Origin of the sequence: Sneathiella chungangensis (assembly GCF_009882935.1) — a bacterium.
Classification (GTDB): domain Bacteria; phylum Pseudomonadota; class Alphaproteobacteria; order Sneathiellales; family Sneathiellaceae; genus Sneathiella; species Sneathiella chungangensis.
This window is the reverse complement of sequence record NZ_WTVA01000003.1, coordinates 56407-80004: the sequence shown is the minus strand read 5'-3', so window position 1 is coordinate 80004 and position 23598 is coordinate 56407. Positions and strand designations below refer to the sequence as shown.

At 60.4% G+C, this 23598-nt stretch carries 22 protein-coding genes; 12 read left to right on the top strand and 10 right to left on the bottom strand.

Going from position 1 to position 23598, the window contains the following annotated elements:
* Window positions 1-90: 90 nt before the first annotated feature.
* Entirely contained in the window at window positions 91-1731 is a 1641-nt protein-coding gene (locus tag GQF03_RS07385; protein WP_162858445.1) for a 3-(methylthio)propionyl-CoA ligase, read from the bottom strand.
* Window positions 1732-1938: 207 nt separating this feature from the next.
* Between GQF03_RS07385 and GQF03_RS07380 the strand changes: the two genes are divergently transcribed.
* From GQF03_RS07380 to GQF03_RS07370, 3 genes are all read left to right on the top strand, one after another.
* Complete coding sequence (locus GQF03_RS07380; RefSeq protein ID WP_161338608.1) at window positions 1939-2367, top strand: hypothetical protein; 429 nt, start codon at window positions 1939-1941, stop codon at window positions 2365-2367.
* Window positions 2354-3265, top strand: a complete 912-nt coding sequence (locus tag GQF03_RS07375) for a sterol desaturase family protein (RefSeq protein WP_162858444.1) — start codon at window positions 2354-2356, stop codon at window positions 3263-3265. Before GQF03_RS07380 ends, GQF03_RS07375 begins: the two co-directional genes overlap by 14 nt.
* Window positions 3266-3350: 85 nt before the next feature.
* On the top strand, window positions 3351-4778 hold the full coding sequence (locus GQF03_RS07370; protein WP_161338607.1) for an NAD-dependent succinate-semialdehyde dehydrogenase: 1428 nt from the start codon (window positions 3351-3353) through the stop codon (window positions 4776-4778).
* Window positions 4779-4780: 2 nt separating this feature from the next.
* Here GQF03_RS07370 and GQF03_RS07365 read toward each other — a convergent pair whose 3' ends face one another.
* Both GQF03_RS07365 and GQF03_RS07360 read right to left on the bottom strand, forming a co-directional pair.
* Window positions 4781-5779: a glutathione S-transferase N-terminal domain-containing protein gene (locus GQF03_RS07365; protein WP_161338606.1), complete on the bottom strand. Its 999-nt coding sequence runs from the start codon at window positions 5777-5779 to the stop codon at window positions 4781-4783.
* A 107-nt stretch (window positions 5780-5886) separates the two neighbouring features.
* Window positions 5887-6807 (bottom strand): alpha/beta hydrolase, encoded by a 921-nt coding sequence (locus tag GQF03_RS07360; RefSeq protein ID WP_161338605.1) that lies wholly within the window; start codon window positions 6805-6807, stop codon window positions 5887-5889.
* Between the two features lie 151 nt (window positions 6808-6958).
* On the opposite strand from GQF03_RS07360, the gene GQF03_RS07355 reads away from it, so the two are divergent.
* Together GQF03_RS07355 and GQF03_RS07350 are read left to right on the top strand one after the other, a co-directional pair.
* The gene (locus GQF03_RS07355) at window positions 6959-8362 is read left to right on the top strand and encodes an aspartate aminotransferase family protein (RefSeq protein WP_161338604.1); all 1404 of its coding nucleotides are present in this window, start codon (window positions 6959-6961) and stop codon (window positions 8360-8362) included.
* A 36-nt stretch (window positions 8363-8398) separates the two neighbouring features.
* A complete protein-coding gene (locus tag GQF03_RS07350) occupies window positions 8399-8809 on the top strand; it encodes a BLUF domain-containing protein (protein ID WP_161338603.1) in 411 nt (136 codons plus the stop codon).
* Here GQF03_RS07350 and GQF03_RS07345 read toward each other — a convergent pair.
* The 4 genes from GQF03_RS07345 to GQF03_RS07330 form a co-directional block, all read right to left on the bottom strand.
* Entirely contained in the window at window positions 8806-9411 is a 606-nt protein-coding gene (locus tag GQF03_RS07345) for a class I SAM-dependent methyltransferase (RefSeq protein WP_161338602.1), read from the bottom strand. The genes GQF03_RS07350 and GQF03_RS07345 overlap by 4 nt on opposite strands.
* 12 nt (window positions 9412-9423) lie before the next feature.
* A complete protein-coding gene (locus GQF03_RS07340; RefSeq protein WP_161338601.1) occupies window positions 9424-9858 on the bottom strand; it encodes an ester cyclase in 435 nt (144 codons plus the stop codon).
* A gap of 9 nt (window positions 9859-9867) precedes the next feature.
* Window positions 9868-10605 carry an SDR family NAD(P)-dependent oxidoreductase gene (locus GQF03_RS07335; RefSeq protein WP_161338600.1) on the bottom strand — a complete coding sequence of 246 codons (738 nt, stop codon included), beginning with the start codon at window positions 10603-10605 and terminating at the stop codon, window positions 9868-9870.
* A 104-nt stretch (window positions 10606-10709) separates the two neighbouring features.
* Window positions 10710-10913, bottom strand: a complete 204-nt coding sequence (locus tag GQF03_RS07330) for a hypothetical protein (RefSeq protein WP_161338599.1) — start codon at window positions 10911-10913, stop codon at window positions 10710-10712.
* A 166-nt stretch (window positions 10914-11079) separates the two neighbouring features.
* Between GQF03_RS07330 and GQF03_RS07325 the strand changes: the two genes are divergently transcribed.
* The gene (locus GQF03_RS07325) at window positions 11080-11733 is read left to right on the top strand and encodes an XRE family transcriptional regulator (protein ID WP_161338598.1); all 654 of its coding nucleotides are present in this window, start codon (window positions 11080-11082) and stop codon (window positions 11731-11733) included.
* Between the two features lie 21 nt (window positions 11734-11754).
* Here the strand turns inward: GQF03_RS07325 and GQF03_RS07320 are convergent, their stop codons facing one another.
* The gene (locus GQF03_RS07320) at window positions 11755-14865 is read right to left on the bottom strand and encodes an efflux RND transporter permease subunit (protein ID WP_161338597.1); all 3111 of its coding nucleotides are present in this window, start codon (window positions 14863-14865) and stop codon (window positions 11755-11757) included.
* Window positions 14865-15959 carry an efflux RND transporter periplasmic adaptor subunit gene (locus GQF03_RS07315; RefSeq protein WP_161338596.1) on the bottom strand — a complete coding sequence of 365 codons (1095 nt, stop codon included), beginning with the start codon at window positions 15957-15959 and terminating at the stop codon, window positions 14865-14867. Before GQF03_RS07315 ends, GQF03_RS07320 begins: the two co-directional genes overlap by 1 nt.
* A 121-nt stretch (window positions 15960-16080) precedes the next feature.
* On the opposite strand from GQF03_RS07315, the gene GQF03_RS07310 reads away from it, so the two are divergent.
* The 6 genes from GQF03_RS07310 to GQF03_RS07285 all read left to right on the top strand — a co-directional run bounded on the left by GQF03_RS07310 (window position 16081) and on the right by GQF03_RS07285 (window position 22163).
* On the top strand, window positions 16081-17007 hold the full coding sequence (locus tag GQF03_RS07310) for a histone deacetylase family protein (protein WP_161338595.1): 927 nt from the start codon (window positions 16081-16083) through the stop codon (window positions 17005-17007).
* A 31-nt stretch (window positions 17008-17038) separates the two neighbouring features.
* The gene (locus GQF03_RS07305) at window positions 17039-17296 is read left to right on the top strand and encodes an exodeoxyribonuclease VII small subunit (RefSeq protein ID WP_161338594.1); all 258 of its coding nucleotides are present in this window, start codon (window positions 17039-17041) and stop codon (window positions 17294-17296) included.
* A gap of 30 nt (window positions 17297-17326) precedes the next feature.
* Window positions 17327-18217, top strand: coding sequence for a polyprenyl synthetase family protein (locus tag GQF03_RS07300; protein WP_161338593.1), 891 nt, complete (start codon window positions 17327-17329; stop codon window positions 18215-18217).
* A 69-nt stretch (window positions 18218-18286) separates the two neighbouring features.
* A complete protein-coding gene (gene dxs / locus GQF03_RS07295) occupies window positions 18287-20158 on the top strand; it encodes a 1-deoxy-D-xylulose-5-phosphate synthase (protein ID WP_240958760.1) in 1872 nt (623 codons plus the stop codon).
* A 9-nt stretch (window positions 20159-20167) separates the two neighbouring features.
* A complete protein-coding gene (locus GQF03_RS07290) occupies window positions 20168-20914 on the top strand; it encodes a TlyA family RNA methyltransferase (protein WP_161338591.1) in 747 nt (248 codons plus the stop codon).
* The gene (locus GQF03_RS07285; protein ID WP_161338590.1) at window positions 20904-22163 is read left to right on the top strand and encodes a class I SAM-dependent RNA methyltransferase; all 1260 of its coding nucleotides are present in this window, start codon (window positions 20904-20906) and stop codon (window positions 22161-22163) included. The genes GQF03_RS07290 and GQF03_RS07285 overlap by 11 nt, the downstream gene beginning before the upstream one ends.
* 16 nt (window positions 22164-22179) lie before the next feature.
* Here the strand turns inward: GQF03_RS07285 and GQF03_RS07280 are convergent, their stop codons facing one another.
* Window positions 22180-23496, bottom strand: coding sequence for an EAL domain-containing protein (locus GQF03_RS07280; protein ID WP_161338588.1), 1317 nt, complete (start codon window positions 23494-23496; stop codon window positions 22180-22182).
* Window positions 23497-23598 lie beyond the last annotated feature (102 nt).

Sequence of the window (23598 nt, the reverse complement as noted above, 5' to 3'; positions counted from 1 at the left end):
ATTCAATCAATACGATAATTTTTTTACGTCTCTACAAAACAAGCCGGAAATTTCCGGCTTGTTTTTTGATCTAGTTCCTGAGGTGCCGCCTTACGCCGTCGGTAGTTTGTAGTCCTTGAAGTCCTCGCGGAGTTTGGTTTTGAGGAGCTTGCCGGTCGCCGTATGCGGGAGTTCGTCGACGAAGACCACATCGTCGGGAAGCTGCCATTTGGCGAGGCATCCCTCCAGATGCTTGATCACATCTTCCCTGGTGACCGGATGGTCCTTTTCCTTCACCGCGATGACCAGCGGGCGTTCGTCCCACTTCGGATGCGGGATGGCGATCACGGCGGCCTCGACAATACCGGGGCAGCCGAGTGCCTCATTCTCGACATCGATGGAAGAGATCCATTCGCCGCCGGACTTGATCACGTCCTTGGAGCGGTCGGTGATCTGCATATAGCCGTCGGGGTCGATGGTGCCGACGTCGCCGGTCGTGAACCAGCCGTCCGCGTCCAGCACGTCCCCGCCCTCGCCTTTGAAGTAGCCGCTGGTGATCCATGGGCCGCGGACCTTGAGATCGCCGAACGCGACGCCGTCGCGCGGCAGCTCCTTGCCATCATCACCGGTGATCTTGAGTTCAACGCCAAAGACGACGCGTCCCTGCTTGACACGGATATCGGTCTTCTCCTTGCCGGAGAGATTTTCATGCTTCTTGAGCAGGTTGCCCGTCGTGCCGAGCGGGCTCGTCTCCGTCATGCCCCAGGCGTGGATCACCTCAACCCCGTATTTATCGACAAAGGTTTCAATCATCGTACGCGGTGCCGCGGAGCCGCCGATCACCGTGCGCTTCATCGTCGAGAACTTGAGATTATTCTCTTTCACATGGCCAAGCAGCATCATCCAGATGGTCGGTACCCCGGCGGCGAGCGTAACCTCCTCGGCCTCCATCAGTTCAAAGAGGGAGGCGCCGTCCATGGCCGCCCCCGGCATCACCATCTTCGCGCCGCACATGGCGGCCGCATACGGCAGGCCCCAGGCATTGGCATGGAACATCGGCACCACGGCGAGGATGCTGTCGCGGTTGCTGACGCCGAGGCCGTCATTCGTGCAGACGCAGAAGCTGTGGAGCACGGTGGAGCGGTTGGCATAGAGCACGCCCTTCGGGTTGCCCGTCGTGCCCGAGGTGTAGCAGAGCGAGGAAGCGGTCATCTCGTCGAACTGCGGCCATTCATAATCGCCATCCTCCGCCTCGACCAGCGTCTCGTAGCAAAGGACGTTATCGAGCGTCGTTTTCGGCATATGCGCCTCGTCCGTCATGATGACGAAGCCCTTGACGTTCTTGAGGTGATCCTTCAGCGCCTCCAGTAGCGGGATGAAGGTCAAGTCGACAAAGATATATTTGTCTTCCGCGTGATTGACGATATAGGCGATCTGCTCGGGGAACAGGCGCGGGTTGATGGTGTGGCAGACCGCGCCCATGCCGGAGACACCGAAGTAAATCTCCATATGGCGGTAACTGTTCCAGGCGAGCGTGCCGATGCGGTCACCGAGCGTGACGCCCAGCTTGCCGAGTGCCTGCGCCAGCTTCTTGGAGCGCAGATTGAGGGTGCGGTAATTGGTGCGGTGAATAGGGCCCTCGACGGTGCGCGAAACGATTTCAACGTCGCCGTGATTAAGTCCGGAATATTCGATGAGTGAAGAAATCAGCAGTGGCCGATCCTGAATAAGACCTAGCATTTTGTCTCCCATGCTTATTTTGTTTGAGCTTTGCCGCAGCATAAAACCGCCCTCGCCCGAGGTAAAGGCCCTTTGAGATTCGGGCGATTTTGTCGCAGGCGGCCCTGCTTTACGTAAGGGAACTGCGGGATAGCGGGCCCCGTTCGTGGGTAATTTTGTCAAAATGCCATAATTTTTGTATCAATAGCGCAGAAAACAACGAATCACAGGTCTCCGGGAATGGCCATCGACCCCCTGATCCTCCTGCCCGCAGCGGCGCTCGCGGTGCTGATTGTGATCCTTCTGATCCGGCTGCTGGCCGGTCGGCGGGAAGCCTTGCTGACAGCCGAGAGCCTCGCGGACTTCCTCCGCCATCAGGAACCGGGCGGGAAAATCGTGAGTTCGGTCCTGAGCGAGGACAAGCGCCATGCCCTTGTGCGCTGGGACAACGGCAAGGGGATCGGCCTCGTTCGCAGTTTCGGCAATAAACTCGTGCTGGAGATGCTGGGCCCGGACATGCTGGCGAAATGCGCCTGGCGAGAGGAAAAGAAAGTGCTCTATATTCCGCGTCAGGGCTTCGCTTTTCCGCCCGTGAATTTCGCCGTCCCCGACACGGACCGCGCGACGCTTGAGGACTATCTGAACGGAGAGACTGATGCAGCTGCCTGATCCGGTTACCTTCGCCATACCGGCCTTCGTCCTGCTGATCATTATCGAGGCCGTCATCGGCCGCTATGCGCCGGCGAAATCGAACTACGAGATGCGGGACAGCGCCGCCTCCCTCCTGATGGGGCTCGGCAATTTCGCCATTGGGCTCGTGAATTTCGGGGTTGTCGGCGCGGTCTCGCTCTGGGTTTACCAGTATCGCCTGTTCGATATCGGCTATCAGTGGTGGGCCTTCGTCCTGATCCTGTTCGCGGAGGATTTCTGCTATTACTGGTTCCACCGCCTGAGCCATGAGCATCGCATCTGGTGGGCCGCGCATGTCAATCACCATTCATCGCAATATTACAATCTGTCGACCGCGCTGCGCCAGACCTGGACCGGCTCCTTTATCGGCACCTGGATTCCCTGGCTCCTGCTCTCGCTGATCGGATTTCCGCTGGCGCTGATTGTCTTCCAGAAGGGGATCAGCCTGGTCTATCAGTTCTGGATCCATACCGAAGCCATCGACAGGATGTGGAAACCGGTTGAGGCGGTGATGAATACCCCCTCGCATCACCGGGTGCATCACGCCATCAATCCGCGCTATCTGGATGCCAATTATGCCGGCATCTTCATCATCTGGGACAGGCTGTTCGGAACCTTCGTGCCCGAGGATAAAGCCGAGCCCTGCCGCTATGGCATCGTCAAGCAGATCGCAAGCTTCAATCCCCTGATCATCGCCTTTCACGAATGGGCCGGGATTTTTTCCGATCTTCTCCATGCGAAGAGCCTGAAAGCGGCGTTCATGTATATCTTCGGTCCGCCCGGCTGGAGCGAGGATGGCTCCCGCCTCACCTCCCGGATGATCAAGGAGCGCGAACAAGCCCGCCTTGCGGGTCAGACGGCGGAGGCGGCGGATTGACCCGCTTTACGGACCCGGATAAATCAGTAGACTGCGCGAAAATCAAGATTACGGACTTCCCGCCGACGCGAAAGGTTTCAGACGAATGTATATAGACGGAAAATGGGTCGCCGCCGACAGCGGCAAAAGCTTCGAGGTGACCAACCCGGCGACGGGCGATGTGATCAAGCAAGTCGCCGATGGCGGGGCGGCAGAGGCCACCCGCGCGATCGAGGCGGCGGACTCAGCCTTTCGCGACTGGTCGAAAACCACCGCCTATCAGCGGAGCGCCTATCTCTACAAGGCCTATCAGATCATGATCGAGCGCAAAGAGGATCTCGCCCGTATCATGACCGAGGAACAGGGCAAGCCACTTAAAGCCGCCCGGAACGAGGTGCAATACGGCGCCGACTTCCTGCTCTGGTATGCCGAGGAAGCGAAACGCGTGAACGGGGAAATCCTCCCCTCCTCGCGCGGGGATCAACGTTTCATGGTACTGCATCAGCCCGTCGGCGTGGTGGCGGCGGTCACGCCCTGGAACTATCCGATTTCGATGATCACGCGAAAAGTCGGCCCCGCGCTTGCCGCCGGATGCACGGTCGTATTGAAGCCTGCCGAAGCGACCCCGCTCTGCGCCGTCGCGATGTTCGAGATTTTCGAGGCCGCGGGTATCCCGCCGGGGGTGGTCAATCTGGTGACCGCGCTGGATCCGAAACCCATTGGGGAGGTGTTCACCAGCCATCCGTCGGTCCGCAAGCTCACCTTCACCGGCTCCACCAATGTCGGCAAGATGCTGGCCGGTCAGGCCAGCGCCAACATGAAGCGCGTCTCGGCGGAGCTGGGCGGTCATGCGCCGTTCGTGGTGTTCGAGGATGTGGACCCGGCCCATGCGGCCAAGGGCGGCTCCCTCGTCAAATTCCTTAATACCGGGCAGGCCTGTATCAGCCCGAACCGCTTTTTCGTGCAGAACGGCTCCTACGATCAGTTCGTCGCCACCTTTGAGGAGCGGGTCTCCAAGATGAAGGCGGGCAGCGGGTTCGAGGACGGCGTCGCCATCGGTCCGCTCGTCAATCAGGCGGCCATCGACAAGGTCGACCGGCAGGTGCAGGACGCCATCAGTAAAGGCGCCGAGCTTGTGACCGGCGGGATGGCTCTCAAATCCAACGGGCTTGATAAAGGATATTTCTACGCGCCGACGGTCCTCGCCAATGTCACGGAAGACATGCTGATCTATCGCGAGGAAACCTTTGGTCCCGTCGCGCCGATCATCCGCTTCGAGAGTGAGGCCGAAGTGCTGGAAAAGGCGAACGATACGGAATATGGCCTCGCGGCCTATGTTTATACCCGCGATATCTCCCGCGCCATGCGGATGTTCGAAGGGCTCCGTTTCGGCATCATCGGCATCAATGACATCAACCCGACCAGCGCCGCCGCCCCCTTCGGCGGCATGAAGGACAGCGGCCTCGGCCGTGAAGGTGCCAGGGAAGGGATCATGGAATATCTGGAAACCAAGCTTGGCGGCTTCTCCGTTTAACGTCAGCGCAGGATTTTAACCCCCGCCTCCCCGATCAGCCCCCCCACGATGTCTTTGGCCGCCTCGGGGAGTGCGTTGTAGCGTGCCTTCAATTCACCCAGGCATTTCACCTGATATTTGAAGACCCCCTGCGAATAGAGCCTGCCCTCAAGTTCGACGGAGAATGTTTCGGCCCCTTTATCGATCGCCGCCGCATTGGCCGCAAGGAAGGGGAGATAAACCTCCGCGCTATAGGCGATCATCCCCTTGGTCATTGGCGGCAAATCGCCGAGTTCATACCAGTCCCCTTCGATCCCGGACGCGTCATCGAGTTGCCGCAGCCAGCTTTCGGCGCGTTGGGCCTCATCGCGCATGATCGACATGGGCGTCGGATCGATGGAGAGCGTCCTGAGTTGTCCATATAGCCCGAAGTCGGCGATGGAAGGCCGCGTTCCGAACAGATATTTATACTGGCCGACATCGGCATTGAGCAGCGCCAGGATATGATGGAAGCCTGCCTCGATGATCGGGGCGTTCTCCGGTGTACAGCCGACGATCGGCATCCGCCCGATCTGCCGGTCGGTAAAAAATTTCGCGTATTTCTCCCGCTCTTCCTCCGTCGCGGCGGGCGCGCGGTCATCGGCGATCCAGCGCGCGGCGTAGTGAATATCCGCCTCATAGGCCCAGCGATAATGGAACATCATCTTCGTTACCCATTCATCGGCCATATCCTCGATCAGATGGGCGAGGAAGGCATGAGCGGGGTGATCGGGAATGACCGAACGGTTCTCAGGGTGCCGGTCTTCGAGCATATAGATCAGCCGCGTGCTGTCGAGATGCAGGCTGCCATCCTCGGGCAGCTGCAGGACCGGCACCAGGACAGGCCTCAAGCCTTCCAGCAGGTGATCATTCTCTTCGGTGCGCAAAATCCAGTTATAGGGCAGCCGCCGGTAATGCATATGGGCGCGCATTTTCAGGGAATAAGGCGACGCATTGCCGCCGATAAGGGTATAACGATCCATGGCCGGGCTCCTGTTGTTGTTCCTTATTGATTGAGAGCGGAAAAACTCTAGGGCAACGCCCGCAGCCTGTCCAGCGCAAGACGCAACGGCGTGACCGGCGGAAAAGGTCAGCCGATAACGCTGTTGGCCCAGGCGATGATATCGGTCATCACCTCATCGCGGTTGATCTCGTTCAGCATCTCATGCCGCCCGCCGATATAGAATTTATGGGTGACCCGGGTGAAATTGTGCCGGTGATAGGCGGCGAGCAGGCGTTTTACGCCCTTGGTGTTCTCGCCCACCGGATCCTCGCTGCCGCTGAAGACGAAAATCGGCATCTGCCTGTTCATCTTCTTGAGTGCGGAGCCGCTGGCCACCTTCGGCAGGGCGTCCAGAAGCCCGCACCAGGTGGCGACCGAACAGTCAAAGCCGCACAGCGGATCGGCGACATATAAATCGACCTCCGCCTCGTCGCGCGAAAGCCAGTCGAATTCCGTCCGGTTAGGCGCGAACTGCTTGTTGAAGGTCTTGAAGGTCATGCCGGCGATCAGCGGGCTGTGCCCGGTCGCCCCGAACCGCAGCCTTTCAACGCGGATCAGAATTTGCGCGATCCGGCCCAGGGCGCCCGGCGGTCCGTTGGTCGCCGAAAGGGCCGCCCCCGCGATTGTCTCCCCATGCTGCGCCAGATACTGCTGCACCATGAAGGAGCCCATGGAATGGCCAAGCATCAGGATCGGCAGGCCCGGATGCTCCACCGCGATATTCCGGTTGAGCAGGAAGAGATCCTCCACCGACTTATTCCAGCCCCTCTCTCCCATATGGCCCGGCACCGCGCCATCGGGGATGGTTTGCCCGTGCCCGCGATGATCGCTGGCATAGACGATATAGCCGAATTCGTTCAGCATGTCGGCGACGCGGCCGTATCGCGCCGCATGTTCCGCCATGCCATGGGCGATCTGCACGATCCCCTTCGGCTTTTTCTCCCCCTGCCAGCGGTAGACATGGATCGGCACCCCGTCGGTGCCTGAATAGGTAAACTCCTCTCGCATACGCTTGACGCCCCCTGCAACGCTCCGCCCTCCGTCCCATTAAGCCATGAACGGCGCGCGCAGACAATATAGTTGTAAACGCCCTTTGACAGCGCCTCGGCAATGGCTCTACAAATATCCCATACGAATTATAAAAACCGAGGATATCGCCATGAACAGCCCAAGCTTTCTCCAGGGAAACTCCCTCGCCGCCCGCGATGCCAGAAGCATGATCCATGCCTATACCAACCTGTCCACCCACCTCACGGACGGGCCGCTGATCATCGAAAGCGGCAAGGGCGTCCATGTCTATGACGACGGCGGAAAGGAATATATAGAGGGTTTGGCGGGTCTCTGGTGCGCGTCCTTCGGCTTCGGCGAGGAGGAGTTGATCAACGCCGCCATCGAGCAGATGCGCAAGCTCCCCTTCTACCACACCTTCGCCAGCAAATCGACGGAGCCCAGCATCCGCCTCTCCGAGAAGCTGCTGGAGATTGCGCCGGTCGAGTTTTCGCGTGTTTTCTTCGCGAATTCGGGGTCGGAGGCGAACGATACGGTGGTGAAGCTCGTCTGGTACTACAATAACAGCCTCGGGCGGCCGGAGAAGAAGAAGATCATTTCGCGGCAGAAAGGCTATCACGGGGTCACGGTGGCCGCGGCGAGCCTGACGGGCCTGCCGCCGCTTCACAACGACTTCGACCTGCCGATTAAGAATATCCTGCATACCTCCTGCCCGCATTATTACCGCTATGGCAAGGACGGAGAGACGGAAGAGGAATTCGCAAGCCGGATGGCCGATGATCTGGAGAAGCTGATCCTGAAGGAGGGGCCGGACACGGTCGCCGCCTTTATCGCCGAGCCGATCATGGGCGCCGGCGGCGTCATCATTCCGCCCACCACCTATTTCGAGAAGATACAGGCGGTGCTGAAGAAATATGGCGTGCTGATGATCGCCGATGAAGTGATCTGCGGCTTTGGTCGGACCGGCCAGATGTGGGGATCGCAGACCTTTGGCATCCAGCCGGACATCCTCTCCTGCGCGAAGGCCCTCTCCAGCGCCTATCTGCCAATCTCGGCAGTAATGGTATCGCAGGATATATTCGATGGAATGGTTAAGCAGAGCGAGAAGCATGGCGCCTTCGCCCATGGCTTCACCTATTCCGGCCATCCGGTGCCGGCGGCCGTCGGCCTGCGGACGATGGAACTGATGGAGGAGCGCAATATCCTGGGTCACGTGCGCCATGTCGCCAAACGCTTCAACGAACGGTTCAACGCCCTCGCGGATCACCCGCTGGTCGGCGAAGTCCGCTCAATGGGGCTGATCGGCGCGATCGAGCTGGTGGCCGACAAGAAGACCAAGCGTCCCTTCGATCCGAAATACAAGGCGGGCCCGAAGACCGCGCAGGCCATGCAGGATGCCGGGGTTATCAGCCGCGCGGTCGCCGGTGACAATCTCGCGCTCTGCCCGCCGCTGATCATCACGGAGGCGGAAATCGACGAGATGTTCGACCGCTTTGGAAAGGGCCTCGACGACGTCGCCGCGATGGCGTTCCGGGAAAACTGGCGGGAGGACTAGTCTCTCCTCTCCCGCCACCACGAGAGGAGCGTTGATATGCACTATCTCGTTTATGTGAGCACGGCCCGCCATCTCATGAATGAGGCGGAACTGATGGCGATTTTGGAGACCAGCCGCGCCCGCAACACGGCCGACCATATCACCGGCATGCTGCTCTATAAGGATGGCAGCTTCATGCAGGTGCTGGAAGGACGCGCGGAAGTTATCGAAAAGACCTATGCCCGGATCGGCAAGGATCCCCGCCATGACGGGCTTATCCTGCTCCGCAAGGGACAAACGGAAAGGCGGAACTTTCCGGGCTGGTCGATGGGTTTTCGCGCGGTCAATGCGGAGGATCTTGCGGGCATTCCGGGCTTCGCGCAAATCAGGAACGGCCGCTTCACCGACCCGGCCATCATCGACAACCCGCATATCGCCATAACCGCACTCAAAACCTTTAACGCTTAACGGTCGAAGGCAAGCATTGTCCAATGAACACCCTGGGCGCGATTATCGGGCTGGATGGACTCCGTGTGCCGTTCCCGGATCAGGGTCAAGCCCGCCTTTGCGGCGAGATCTGCTGTTTCCGCGCCCGTGACTTCGAACATCCGCCGCCCCTCCGGCACCGGCCCGTGACGAAGCGAGAGCATGAGACGCGCGCCCGGCGCCATGAGGGATGCAAGCACCGGCATCGCTCTCATCCGTTCTGTCTTCTCCAGATGCATCCAGACGCCTGTCAGCAGGATATGATCGAACGCCCCTTCGCGCCCCTTGATTGTCGCAAGGTCCGGCAAGCCGTCGTCAATCCATTCGATATCATGGTCAGCATGGAGACGTATTCCCGCATTGCGAAGGGCGTCGGTCGGCTCCACCGCGGTCACCTGATGGCCCTCTGTCGCGAAGCAGGCGGCATCCCGCCCCGTTCCCGCGCCGATATCCAGCAAACGCAACGGCTTTTCCGGCATCAGATCGAGCATGGCGGCATGTAATTCGTCAAAATCCAGCGCCTCATAGCGCGGAATCAACCGCTCCGCCGTCTCCACATAGCCGGCTGTTCCGGGAAGGTTCATTCGCGCGCCCGTTCAGACAAAATCCGAGCTTGCGGCGGGGCCGAGTTGTCGCTTGATGGCATCGATATCGCCAAGCACCCAAAGCGCGGTGATCTGCCGGCCGTCCCCTTTGAAGAAAGCACCGCCCGACCAGACAACCCTCTTGCCGGTACCGGGGACGCCGTAGAACAGCCCGTCATGCGTTCCGGAAAAGGCCATCTTCGCGGCGGCACTGTCGCCGGCGTCCACAATCTCCTCGATATCACAGCGGAAATCAGGCAGGCCAACCCAGAGCTCATGCATATATTTGATGAACCCCTCCGGTCCCGTCCGCACCGGGCCGAGCGAGCCGCGAAAATCGAAGTCCTTATGCAGGATCTCGCGCGCGCAATCCTCATCCTTCGCATTCCAGGCCTCGTGATAAAACCGCTCGATCAGCCGCGAGAGATATTTCTCCGCTCCGCTCACCGCACCGTCCTACACATGCTGGCCGCCATTGATATGAACCTCCGCGCCGGTCACGTAGGAGGACGGGGCATCGCAAAGGAAATAGATGGTCGAGGCGACCTCCTCCGGTCGTCCAAGACGGCGGAGCGGAATATCCTTGATCATGTCTTCGGTGCCGGGCGACAGGATCGAGGTGTCGATCTCGCCGGGTGCAATGGCATTGACGCGGACCCCGAAGGGGCCGAAATCCGACGCCATTTCACGGGTGAGCGCGGAGAGCGCCGCCTTCGACGTGCCGTAGGCGGAGCCCGCGAAGGGATGGACATGCCCACCGGCGATCGAGGTGACATTAACGATGGCACCCTTGGCCGCCACCAGCTCGTCAAACAGCCCCTGCGCCAGCATCAGCGGCGCAAAAAGATTGACGTTATAGACATGCAGCCAGTCGGCATATCGGGAGTTGAGCGTATTGAACCGCGCGCCATCCGGCCCTTTCGGCGAAATCCCCGCATTGTTCACCAGCGCATGCAGGGCGCCGCCGGGCAGTTTCTCGCGGATACGCTCGATCGATTTCGGCAGGGCCTCGATATCCGCGAGGTCAATCTGCAGATGATCCTTCTCGCCCCCTTCCCAGGGGCAATATTCGGAAAAGGCCTGACGCGATACCGTCAGCACCCGCCAGCCCGCCGCGCTAAACCTCTTGACCGTGGCATGTCCGATTCCCCGGCTCGCCCCGGTCAGCAATAGAACCTTCTGTCTGTCCGCCATTCAACCGATCCCTGAGAATTGAGGCCTTATCGCCATCTTTCGCGCCCCATCATAGCTGCGCCCGGCCCGTGATGAAACAGTGATTCCGGCGTGACCGCGAAAAATCAGCCGGATCGGCATTTTGCGGCGGCCATTTCGACAACCGGTCGGCGTTCGATAATATCCGCGGCCATATAGGCGAGATAGAGAATTTCATCATTGGTGAGCCGATAGGTATCGATCAGGTCAAACAGATAGGCGATGCCGCTCAATTCACCGTCCAGGACCCGGTCATATCCGTCGATCACTTCCGCCATTATCGATGCCAATGTCTCGCCCTCATATGTTCCTATTATGTTCCATTTTCGGCCAGTATATATATTTTTTTAGGCATTTAAATATTAAATCAGTGTTCATGACTATATTTTTAGTTACGACATTGGAATATATGGGCTATGCTCCGACCCAACCTATCGATCGGACGATGCAGGGCGAATGACGGGCGACAACAGCATTTACAGGCGAATCAGGGAAACGCGGGAATATCTGGGGCTGTCGCAAAAGGCGATCTCCGAAAGGCTCGGCTGCAGTTATCAGGCCTGGCAGGGATATGAGGCGGGCAACAACCTCCCGGGCGGGCGTATCCTGCAAAGGCTTAATATGTTAGGCGTCAGCATCGACTGGCTGCTCTCCGGCGAAGGCGCGATGATCGAAGGCGGCGACGACAGCGGCACGCTCGTCAATATTCCGCATATCGAGGCGCGGCTGGCCGCCGGGCACGGGGCGCTCAACGACCGCCTGCAAATCCGTGGCTATGTGCCCTTCTCGCGGCCCTACCTGCAGCAGAAGCTTGGCCGCGGCACGGCCGACGGGCTGGCGGTTCTGGAAGTGAGCGGCGACAGCATGGAGCCGACGATCAGCGATGGCAGCCTGGTCATGGTCGACCAGATGGATCAGGACGTGTCCGGCTCTATCATGGCCTTCGTCTTCGAGGATTGCGCCTATATCAAGCGGCTGCAGAAGTTTTTCGGCGGCATCGATATCGTCAGCGATAACAAGGAATTCTACCCGCCGCACCAGATCCGCGATGCCGACCTCGATCAGCTGATCATCATTGGCCGCGTCCGCTGGATCGGCAAAACCCTCTAGCGCTGCCGTCCGCCGTCCGAATTATTCGCGGACCGCCGAATGGGCGGCTTCGAGTTCGTTGAGCTGCGCGGCAAGGTAACCGGAAGGTTTGCTGAACCGGGCGAGCAGAAGATAGACGACCGGCACGACGAACAGCGAGAGGATCGTCGAGAACATCATCCCGCCGATAATCACGATGCCGATGGCCTCCCGGCTTTCGGCGCCCGCCCCGGTCGCGATGGCAAGCGGCACCGCGCCAAGCGCGGTTGAAATCGTCGTCATCAGGATCGGGCGCAGACGGATGATCGCCGCTTCCTGTATGGCGGTCAGGATATCAGCACCCTCGTCGCGGAGCTGATTGGCAAACTCAACGATCAGAATGGCGTTTTTCGCCGTCAGCCCGATCAGCATGATCATCCCGATCTGGCTGTAGATATTGAGGGTGAGCCCGGTCAGCAGGATCGAGCCGAGCGCCCCCGTGATGGCGAGCGGAACCGTCGTCATGATGATGAACGGATGGATAAAGCTCTCGAACTGCGCGGCAAGCGCAAGGAACACCACCAGCAGCGCAGTGACGAAGGTGAAGATCAGCGCCTGGTTCGAATCCTTGAAGGACCGGCTCAGCCCGTCGTAGGAGATCGATGCCTCCTCGCCCGCTTCCTCCTTGATGATATCCTCAAGATAGCTGATGGCCTCTTCCAGCGTGTAATCCGGGCCGAGGGACGCGCTGATCTGCACCGTACGGAGCCGGTCGACGCGCTTGAGCTCGCCCGGTCCCGCCTGTTCGCTCAAAGTCACGAAGCCGGAAAGCGGAATGATCTGCCAGGATTCGTCGGACCGCACATAGACGTTCGAGAGGTCGTCGCGGCTGCTGCGGTCCTCCTTGCGCGCCTGGACGATGACCTCATACTGCTTGCCGCCCTGATCGTAGGTGGTGACATTGCGCGCGCCCATCAGGGTTTCCAGCGTCCGGCCGATGGTCTCGATGGTCACGCCCAGATTGGACGCCCGCGCCCGGTCGATTTCGACATGGATCTGCGGCTGCGTCTCCTCGAAATCCTTGTCGAGATTGAGAAGTTTCGGATTTTCCCGCGCCCGCTCGATAACCCGGTCGACCCATTCATTGATCACATCATAGGACGGACCACCAATATTGATCTGCACCGGCGCCGAGAAGCCGCGCTGACCGAGGCTGGCCGGATTGATGGCGAACGCCCGCACGCCGGGGATCGACAGCAACTTTGGAAAAATGCTGTTGACGATTTCCTGCTGCGACCGCTCCCGCTCCTCCCAGGGGACAAGCCGCGTGAACATGAAGGCCTCGTTCACCGGGCCGGGTTGGCGGAAGGTGCCGAGAAAGGCGAAGATGCGGGAGGCCTCCCCGCTTTCCTCAAGCGGCTTGAGGACGGCCTCGATCTTGTCGACATTGGCCCGGGTGTAGTCCATCGTCGCCCCTTCGGGCGCCTTGACCGGGATGAAGAAAATGCCGCGATCCTCCGTCGGCGCGAATTCCTTCGGGATGGCATCATAGAGATTATAGGCAATGGCCGACAATCCGACTGCCACCGCAACCACGATCAGCGGAATCTTGAGCGTCCATTTGAGGGCCTTGCCGTAACCGACGGCAAGCCCGGTAAAAATCCGCTCCGTCGATTTGTAGAACCAGCCCTCCTTGTTCGCCTCGACCAGCAGTTTCGAACAGAGCATCGGCGTCAGCGTGAGCGCAACGAAGCTGGAGAACATCACCGCCGCGGCAACGGCGACGCCGAATTCGCGGAACAGCCGACCGGTTGTCCCGTCCAGGAAGGAAATCGGGATGAACACCGCGATCAGCACGATGGTTGTCGCCACGACCGCAAATGCGACCTGTTTCGATCCGCGGCTGGCGGCGAGAAGCGGTGGTTCCCCCTCCTCGATCCGGCGGTGGATATTCTCGAGCACGACGATGGCGTCATCCACCACCAGCCCGATGGCCAGCACCAGCGCCAGCAGGGTCAGCACATTCACCGAATAATCGAGCGCCGCCAGCACCGTCAGGGTCGCAATGATCGAGACAGGGATGGCAACGGCGGGAATGAAGGTCGCGGCGATGGAGCGCAGGAAGAAGAAGATCACCAGAATGACCAGTACCATGGCGATACCGAGGGCGATAAACACCTCCTTGATCGACTGGCTGATGAAGACCGACTGGTCGTAGGAAACCTGGATATTGAGGCCGGAGGGAAGATTGCGCTCGAGCCGCTCAACGATTGCCTTGACGCCGTTGGCCACCTCCAGCACGTTCGCGCCCGACTGGCGGACAACGCCGAGACCGATGGCGGCCCGCCCGTTCACCCGGAGGTTCGTCCGGTCATTTTCCGCCGCGATTTCGACGTCCGCGACATCGCCAAGACGGACTCGCCCGTTGACGTCGTCATAGATAATGATCCGGCGGAATTCCTCCGGCGTCTTCAAATCCGACTGCGTCTTGATGCTGAATTCGCGCATGTTGGATTCGATCCGTCCCGACGGTATCTGCACATTCTGCTCGCGGATCGCATATTCGACATCGCTGATGGTAACACCGCGCGCCGCCATGGCGGAGGTATTGAGCCAGATTCGCATGGCATAGCGCCGGGCGCCGCCAATACGGATCTGTGCGACCCCGTCCACCGTTGAAAGCGGATCGACGAGATTGCGTTCGGCGTAGTCGGTCAATTCCAGCTGGCTCAGCCGGTTACTGGTGAGCGACAGCCAGAGGATCGGCCGGGCGTCGCTCTCGGTCTTCGATATTTGCGGCGTATCCGCCTCGACGGGAAGCTGGTTGACGATGCGCGAGATACGCGAGCGCACGTCGTTGGTCGCCGATTCAATATCGCGGCTGAGGCTGAACTCGACATTGACCGTCGAATATTCCTCCCGGCTGCTCGAGGAAATCCGCTCCACCCCGCTGATACCGGCAACGGCATCCTCGATCACCTGGGTGATCTGGCTTTCGATAATCTCCGCCGAGGCGCCGCGATAGCCCGTCTGGATCGACACATTCGGGCTGTCGATATCGGGATATTCCCGCACGCTCAGCGTCTGATAGGAGAACAGACCGAACAGCACCAGAACCGCCGAAAAGACGATGGCGAGAACGGGGCGCTTGATGGCAATGTCAGGAAGCCGCATCAGGAGGCCTCGGAGGTTTTGACCGCAGAGGTCGCGTCAACCGGCGCACCGTCCTTGACTTTCTGGAGCCCTTCGATGATCACTTGATCGCCTTCGTCCAGTCCCTCAATAACTTCGGCGAAGCCCCTGATCCGGCGGCCAATCTTGATCGGCGTACGCACGGCCTTGCCCTCCCGGACGGCGTAGACGAGCGGCCCGGAAATCGTCAGGACCACCGCTTCCTCGGCGACCAGCAGCGCATCTTCATCGACGCTGACCTCCAGTTCGACGGATAGGAACATTCCCGGCTTCAGCAGCCCTTCCCCGTTCGGAACCGATCCGCGCACCCGGACGGCGCGGGTCGTTTCATTGACCCGGGTAGCAACCGTATCGACCACGCCCTCGAATATCCGGTCCGGATAGGCGATATTCTTCGCGGAGAATTTCTGCCCCGACCCGACATCGGCGATAAAGGCTTCGGGCAAATCGAAATCGACCCGGATCGTATCCATATCGTCAAGCGTCGTGATGACAACGCCCGGCTGGACGAGCGAGCCGACGCTCACCTCCCGAAATCCCAGCACGCCCGAAAACGGCGCAACGATCCGGTAATCGCTGATCCGTGCTTTATCGGCGGACACGGCCGCCTCCGCTGCCTGCAATTCGGAGAGCAGCAAATCAACCTGCGCCTTCGGGACGTTGCGCGTCTCATAGAGCTTGATCGCCCGGTCATAGAGCTTCTGGGCGTTGTCGCGCGCCGCCTCCGATTCGGTCAGGTTGGCGCGCAGCTCCGTATCGTCGAGCTGAACCAGCAGCTTGCCGACCTTCACCCTCTGCCCCTCGTTGAAATCGAGCGTGCTGATCTTGCCCGTCACTTTCGAGGTGATGTTGACGGATTCGTTAGCCCGCGCCGTGCCGACGGCGGTAATGGTCCGCGGCAGCGGCCTTTTGACAACCGCAGATACTATGACGCTTTGCGGCGGCCGGTCGCGCTTGACCGCAGCCGGCGCGTCGCCATTGCCACCGATAAAGGGAAGCCGGTCCTGATAGTGCCAGGCGCCATAGCCCAGCGCCCCGACCACCAGAATGATGATGAATTGTGCTGTTTTGTTCATTCAGTTATTATTTCGCTCCGCCCGTATCCTAACAGAATTGTGTGTGAATTGCTTGAAAAGCAACAAAAAAGTCTGCACATACTAAAAATTGATTAAACGATAAAACCGGGATCGTCAGCCTATGACAACCTATCTTTTCAGTCATCGCGATTGCCTTTTTCACGATACGGGTGCGGGGCATCCGGAACGGGCCGACCGGGTCCGCGCGGTTCTGCATCAGCTGGATGCGGATAATTTCCCCGACCTGGTCCGTAAAGAGGCCCCGCTCGGCACGCGCGAGCATCTGGCGCTTGCCCATACGGAGGCCCATATCAACGGCGTCGCCGCCCGTGCGCCCGCGGCCGGGATCATCAATCTCGATCCGGACACCACCATGTCGCCGGGATCGCAGATGGCGGCGCTGCGCGCCGTTGGCGCCGTGGTCGCCGCCGTTGATGTCGTCATGACGGAGCCCGCCGCGAATGCCTTCTGCGCCATCCGCCCGCCCGGCCATCATGCGGAGGCCGACCGCGCCATGGGCTTTTGCCTGTATAACAATATCGCCATCGGGGCCTATCACGCGCGCAAACAATATGGCCTTGAGCGGATCGCCGTCGTCGATTTTGACGTGCATCACGGCAACGGGACCCAGGCGATTTTCTGGACCGATCCCGGCATGTTCTATGCCTCCAGCCATCAGGCGCCCTTCTATCCGGGCACCGGGGAGGTAACGGAAACAGGCGTTGGCAATATCGTCAATGTCCCGCTTGCCGCCGGCGCCGGGCCGAAGGAATTCCGCGAAGCCTATGACGAGGTGATCCTGCCGGCGCTTTCGGCCTTCCGCCCGGAGCTTCTTCTGATATCGGCGGGCTTCGACGCGCATGCCAAGGACCCGCTGGCCAATCTCAGCCTGACCGGCAGCGATTATGCCTGGATCACGCGAAAACTTGTGCAAATCGCCGATACCCATGCGAAAGGCCGCATCGTCTCGGCGCTGGAGGGAGGCTACGATCTTGAAGGCCTTGCAGACGGCGTCGATGCCCATGTGAAAGCATTGCTCCGCGCCTAGGAGAAGGGTATAAGATGGCAAAGGAGTAAACATGTCTGATCCGAATAGCCAAAAAATCCCGGACGATATCGCCAAGATGAGCTTCGAAGAGGCTCTGAAAGAATTGGAACAGATTGTCGAAAAGCTTGATTCCGGCCAGGTCGACCTCGACCAGTCGATCGAAATCTATACCCGCGGATCGCATCTCAAACAGCATTGCGACGCCAAGCTGAGGAACGCGCAGGAGCGGGTCGACAAGATTGTCGGCCGGAATGGCGCCCTGTCCACCGAGCCGGCCGACATCGAATAATCATGCGCAGTGCGGATTTGAGACATTTACATGGAAGATGATTTCAGTAAGGCCCTCCGTCAGACAGCGGAATTGATGGACAGGGAACTGCGCGAATTTCTGCCACTCAACGAGGGGCTGGAAAGACAGCTTTACGAAGCGATGCGCTATTCGGTGCTGTCGGGCGGCAAGCGCCTGCGGGCGCTTCTCGTGATCCAGGCCGCCGACCTTTTCTCGGTTCCGCGCCTGCATTCGACGCGGGTCGCCTCGGCGATCGAGATGGTCCATAGCTATTCTCTCATCCATGATGACCTGCCCTGCATGGATGATGACGATCTGCGGCGCGGCCTGCCGACGGTGCATCGGAAATTCGACGAGGCGACGGCGGTGCTTGCCGGGGATGCGCTGCAGTCCCTCGCCTTCGAGATAATCGCCAACGCGAAGACCCATTCTTCCGCCGAAGTGCGCATCAAGCTTGCGGGCAGTCTCGCCCAAGCGATCGGCGCGCGCGGCATGGTCGGCGGCCAGACCATGGACATGTATGCGGGCGATGACGATATCGACATCGTGACCATCACCCGCCTGCAGCAAATGAAGACGGGCGCGCTGATTACCTTCGCCTGCGAGGCGGGGGCAATCCTTGGCCATGCATCGCCGCCACAGCAGCAGGCGCTTAAGGCCTACGCCCATGATTTAGGGCTGGCCTTTCAGATTGCAGATGACATACTGGATGCCGAAGGCAGCCCTGAGGAAATGGGCAAGGCGACCGGAAAGGACGCGGCCGCGGGCAAGGCGACATTCGTATCGCTGATGGGGCTTGAGGAAGCGCGCATCCACGCGGCCATGCTGGTCGATCAGGCGATCAAGCATCTGGAGATTTTCGGGCCGAAGGCCGACTTGTTAAGACATGCGGCGCGCTTCGCGATTGAGCGCCGCAACTGAGGATGGGTAAGTAAAGTGACCAAGAGACCGGAAACCCCGTTGCTGGACACCGTCAAATATCCACGGGATATGCGGGATTTGACGCTGCCGCAGTTGAAGCAGCTGGCGGACGAACTCCGCCAGGAAATGATCAGCGCGGTTTCGGTGACCGGCGGGCATCTCGGCGCGGGCCTTGGCGTGGTCGAGCTGACGGTCGCGCTTCATCATGTCTTCAACACGCCGACGGACCGGCTGATCTGGGATGTCGGCCATCAATGCTATCCGCACAAGATCCTGACCGGGCGGCGCGACCGCATCCGCACCCTGCGTCAGCCGGGCGGCCTGTCGGGTTTTACCAAGCGGGCCGAAAGCGATTATGACCCCTTTGGCGCGGCCCATTCCTCAACCTCGATTTCCGCTGGGCTCGGCATGGCGGTCGGGCGTGATTTGCAGGGACGACATAACAATGTGATCTCGGTGATTGGCGACGGGGCCCTGAGCGCCGGCATGGCCTATGAGGCGATGAACAATGCCGGCGCCATGGATGCGCGGCAGATCGTCATCCTCAATGATAATGACATGTCCATCGCCCCGCCGGTCGGCGCGATGAGCGCCTATCTCTCCCGCCTGCTCTCGGGCAAGCCCTACCGGAGCCTGCGCGAGCTGGCGAAACAGGTGGCCTCCCTCCTCCCCGATCCGCTGGAACGCACGGCGCGCCGGGCCGAGGAATTCGCCCGCGGCATGATGACCGGCGGCACCCTGTTCGAGGAGATGGGGTTTTATTATGTCGGGCCGATCGATGGGCATAATCTGGAACATCTGATCCCGGTCCTCAAAAACGCACGGGAATCGAAATACGGGCCGATCCTGATCCATTGCGTCACGCAAAAGGGCAAGGGCTATCCGCCCGCCGAGGCCGCGCCGGACAAATACCACGGTGTTTCGAAGTTCGACGTGATCACCGGCGCCCAGGCGAAGGCGACGCCGAACGCCCCGACCTATACCAAGGTTTTCGCGCAAAGCCTGATCGAGCAGGCGAAGGCGGACGACAAGATCGTCGCCATCACCGCCGCCATGCCGGACGGGACCGGCCTCGACCTGTTCGAAAAGGAATTTCCGGACCGCACCTTCGATGTCGGCATCGCCGAGCAGCATGCGGTGACTTTCGCCGCCGGCATGGCGACGGAAGGGCTGAAGCCGTTCGTTGCGATCTACTCGACCTTCCTGCAGCGCGCCTATGACCAGGTGGTCCATGACGTCGCGATCCAGAATCTGCCAGTGCGGTTCGCCATGGACCGGGCCGGGCTTGTCGGTGCCGACGGCGCGACCCATGCGGGCTCCTTCGATATCACCTATATGGCGACGCTTCCCAACATGATGGTCATGGCCCCGGCGGACGAGGCGGAGCTGAAGCATATGGTGGCGACCGCCGCCGCCTATAACGACGGGCCCTGCGCCTTTCGCTATCCGCGCGGCGAAGGCGTCGGCATCGAGATGCCGGAAAAAGGCGAAATCCTCGACATTGGCAAGGGCCGGATGATCAAGGAGGGCGACAAGGTTGCCATCCTGTCCTTCGGCACGCGCCTGAAGGAAGCCCTGCTCGCGGCGGAGGAACTGGAGGCCAAGGGGATCTCCACCACCGTTGCCGACGCGCGCTTCTGCAAGCCCCTCGATGAAGAGATGATCAGAAATCTCGCGGCCCGCCATGAGGTGCTGATTACCGTCGAGGAAGGCGCCGTTGGCGGCTTCGGCAGCCATGTGATGCAATTCCTCGCCATGAATGGCCTGCTGGACGAAGGGCTGAAGGTTCGGCCGCTCTGCATGAAAGATATCTTTATCGATCAGCAGAAAATTGAGGATATGTATGAAGAGGCCGGGGTCAATCACGGACAGATTGTCGAGGCGGCCCTCACCGCCCTCCACTCCGGCAAGGCAAAACAGCGGAATATCTCCGCCATCTAGGCATTTGACATGACAGAGTCCCCGCATCGGCTTGATCTCGCGCTCGTCGCCCGTGATCTTGTGAAGAGCCGCGCAAAAGCGCAGAGCCTGATTGCGGACGGTCGGGTTTACGTCGATGGCGGCGTCACGACCAAGGCGAACCGCAAGGTCACGGCGGAGATGGAGATCACCGTCGATCAGCCGGAGACGGACTGGGTCGGGCGCGGGGCTCAGAAACTCCTCGCCGCCCTCGATCATTTCCGGATCGGCGCGGAGGGCAAGATCGCGGCCGATATTGGCGCTTCGACCGGTGGCTTCACTCAGGTCCTGCTGGAGAGAGGCGCAAAACGCGTCTATGCGGTCGATGTCGGCCATGGCCAGCTTGACCCGCTGATCGCAGAGGATGCCCGCGTGATCAATCTTGAAAAAACCAACGCCCGCGACCTCACCCGCGATCACATCCCCGATCCGCTCGATCTCATCGTCGCCGATGTCAGTTTTATCTCGCTTGCAAAGGCGCTGCCCGCGGCGCTCGCCCTCGCGGCCCCTGGCGCGCATCTGATCGCCCTCGTCAAACCACAGTTCGAAGTCGGCAAGGGCAATGTCGGCAAGGGCGGCATCGTCCGCGATGAGGCGCTTGCCCGCCGCGTGCCGGTGGATCTGGAAAGCTGGATCAATGCCTGCCCCGGCTGGACGTCGCTCGGCACGATCGAGAGCCCGATCCTCGGCAGCGACGGTAATCTTGAATTCCTGATTGGAGCCCACCATGACCGTTGACCTCACCATCGATCATATCGGCGCGAGCGGCGACGGCGTCGCCGTTCAGGGCGGCGAGACCTGGTACGTCCCCTTCACCGCGCCCGGCGATCGCGTGACCGCAACGGCGGTGGAGGCGCGCGGCAACGGCACGCTTGGGGAGCTCGGCGATCTTCTTGAGGCGGGAGCGGATCGCACCGCCCCCCTCTGCCGTCATTTCGGCACCTGCGGCGGCTGCGCGTTGCAGCATCTGACCCCGGCCTTCACGGCGGAATGGAAACGCCGGCGGATCATTGATTGCCTTGCACGCGCCGGGATCGAGGACGCCGATGTGCGGCCCACAATGACCAGCCCCTTGGCGAGCCGCCGCCGCGTCGAGTTTATCGCCGCGAAACGCAAGAAAGGGGTGATGATCGGCTATCACCTGCGCAAGAGCCACCAGATATTCGATGTCGGTGATTGCCCGCTGATCGCGCCGGAACTGCTAGCGCTCGTCAAACCACTCAGGGCGGCGCTGCCCGCCCTGCTGCCCCGCAACAGCGAGGCGAAGATTACGGCAACCGCGACGGAGACCGGCATAGATCTGATGATCACCGCCAAAATCGATCTCGGTCTGGAGATGCGCGAGGCGCTTGCCGGGTTCGCAGGCACCCATAATCTCGCCCGCCTCGCCTGGCGGCAGACGGACCGCAGCCTGCCCGAGGTGATCGCGACGATCCGCAGCCCCGACATTCATCTTGGCGACATTACCGTGGCGCTTTCCCCCGGCGGCTTTCTGCAGGCGACGGAAGCCGGGGAACAGGTATTGATTGCGGCGGCGATGGCGGGCCTTGACGGCGCGCGCCAGATTGCCGATCTCTTTGCCGGGGCGGGCACCTTCTCCCTCCCCCTCGCCGGGGCCGCCCGCGTCCATGCGGTGGAGGGGGATGCGGAACTGACGGCCTCCCTACAGGCCGCCGCCAACCGGGCCATCCTTCCCGTCACCTCGGAGACCCGTGATCTGTTCCAGCGGCCGCTGATCGCCGATGAGCTCAATGCCTATGACGGGTTGCTGTTCGATCCGCCGCGCGCCGGCGCCAAGGTGCAGGCCGAGGAAATCGCAAAGAGCGACATCCCCAAAGTCATGGCGATTTCCTGCAATCCGATCACATTCGCGCGGGATGTCAAAACGCTGATCGATGGCGGATACAGCCTCGGCCCGGTGCAGCCGGTCGACCAGTTCCTCTTTTCACCGCATGTCGAGATGGCGGCGTTGCTGACGCGGACCTAGGGGTCTGGCCCAAGGCTTATTTTGGCAGGGAAAAGGGCTTGGCGGGGGCGGTCTGGACCGCGCCGAAAATCGGTCCGCTGACATAATCGACCTGCATCTTGAAGGCGGCACGCGCCAGCGCATCGTTATCGACGGAGCGCCAGATGCATTTCAATCCGTTCTTCTTCGCCCGCTCGAACAATCCCTCGATCTCCGAAATCTGCAGGCTCTCATGCCCGGAGAGCGTGACGGCAAGAATGGGCAAATCGCGAATGGCGCCGAATTCGTTCCAGCTGGGCCCGACCTCGAAGGTGAAACCCAGCACGAGTTGGCGCAGGGAGGTGAAAATCTGGCGATAGCGGCTGTTCGGCACGCCCGGCGCGATATCCTGCACATTGAGGAGGACATGGCGTTCCGTATATTTGGGCAGCGCCGCAAGAAGGCGGGCGTATTTGCTCCGGAAGTAACTGTTGGCCAGCGTCTCGAAATGAACGGAGAGGAAAATCACCGGCTTGTTGCCCTGGGCGCCAAGCTTTTCGATGAAACTCCCGGCCTCCCGCAGAATCACGCAATCCATCTCGGCGCGCAGGCGGGGCGAGCCGTTGAAAAGCGGGTCATCGGAGGCCACGTCTTCCTGCTTGCCTTCGGCTTCCTTGATGCTCACCGCCTCATACATGCCGATAAATCCCTTGCGGCGATTTATCAGCGGACGAAAGCGAACGGAGAGTTCCATCTCGCGTTCCTGGAAGTCGCGCTCCTCCCGCGTCTGCGCCTTGACGATCGCCTCGCGGAAGCATTTGACCAGTCCTTCGAGGGAGCGAATCTTGTCGAGGCCTTCGAAATCCTCGATTTTGAGCATCGCCGCCTCAACGGAGATCAACTCGCCGCCCGGAAGTTCGCCGAACAGCTTGTTCACCAGGTCCTGCGCGATCGCCTTGGAGCGTTCCAGCGCCTGCTTGCGCGTCGCATCGGCGAACAGCAGCGCAAAATGCCCCTCATCGAGCGGAACGAAGATATCATGGCGATCCAGCTTGCGGCTGATGAAGGCCTCGGCGATTTCCATGACATTTCTTTTGATGTTGCCCCATTGCTCGGCATAGCGCGCTTTCACCTCGTCCAGACCGATGATCTGGATACTGCCGGTGATAAGGTTTTCAAGGGCTTCGTGGTAGGTCTTGCCAAAGGGTCTTAGGAAACTCGTGGCCTCGCCGATTTCGTAATGCTTCACCTCACCCGACGCAGGATACGGCTTTTTCTCGTCCGTTGCTCTGCCCTGGTTAAAGTAGTCGGGATTGATTTCCGACGGATGACCCATCCGGTTCCGCATCGTCACCTTGTCTTTAACTGCACACATCAAATTCCGTAAGTCCATAGGGCGGACCCTAGAGGCGAATTTTGTCAGAATAGAGTGTAGAAAAGGTTAATTCGATGACGGCGACAGCGCGGAAAATCATAA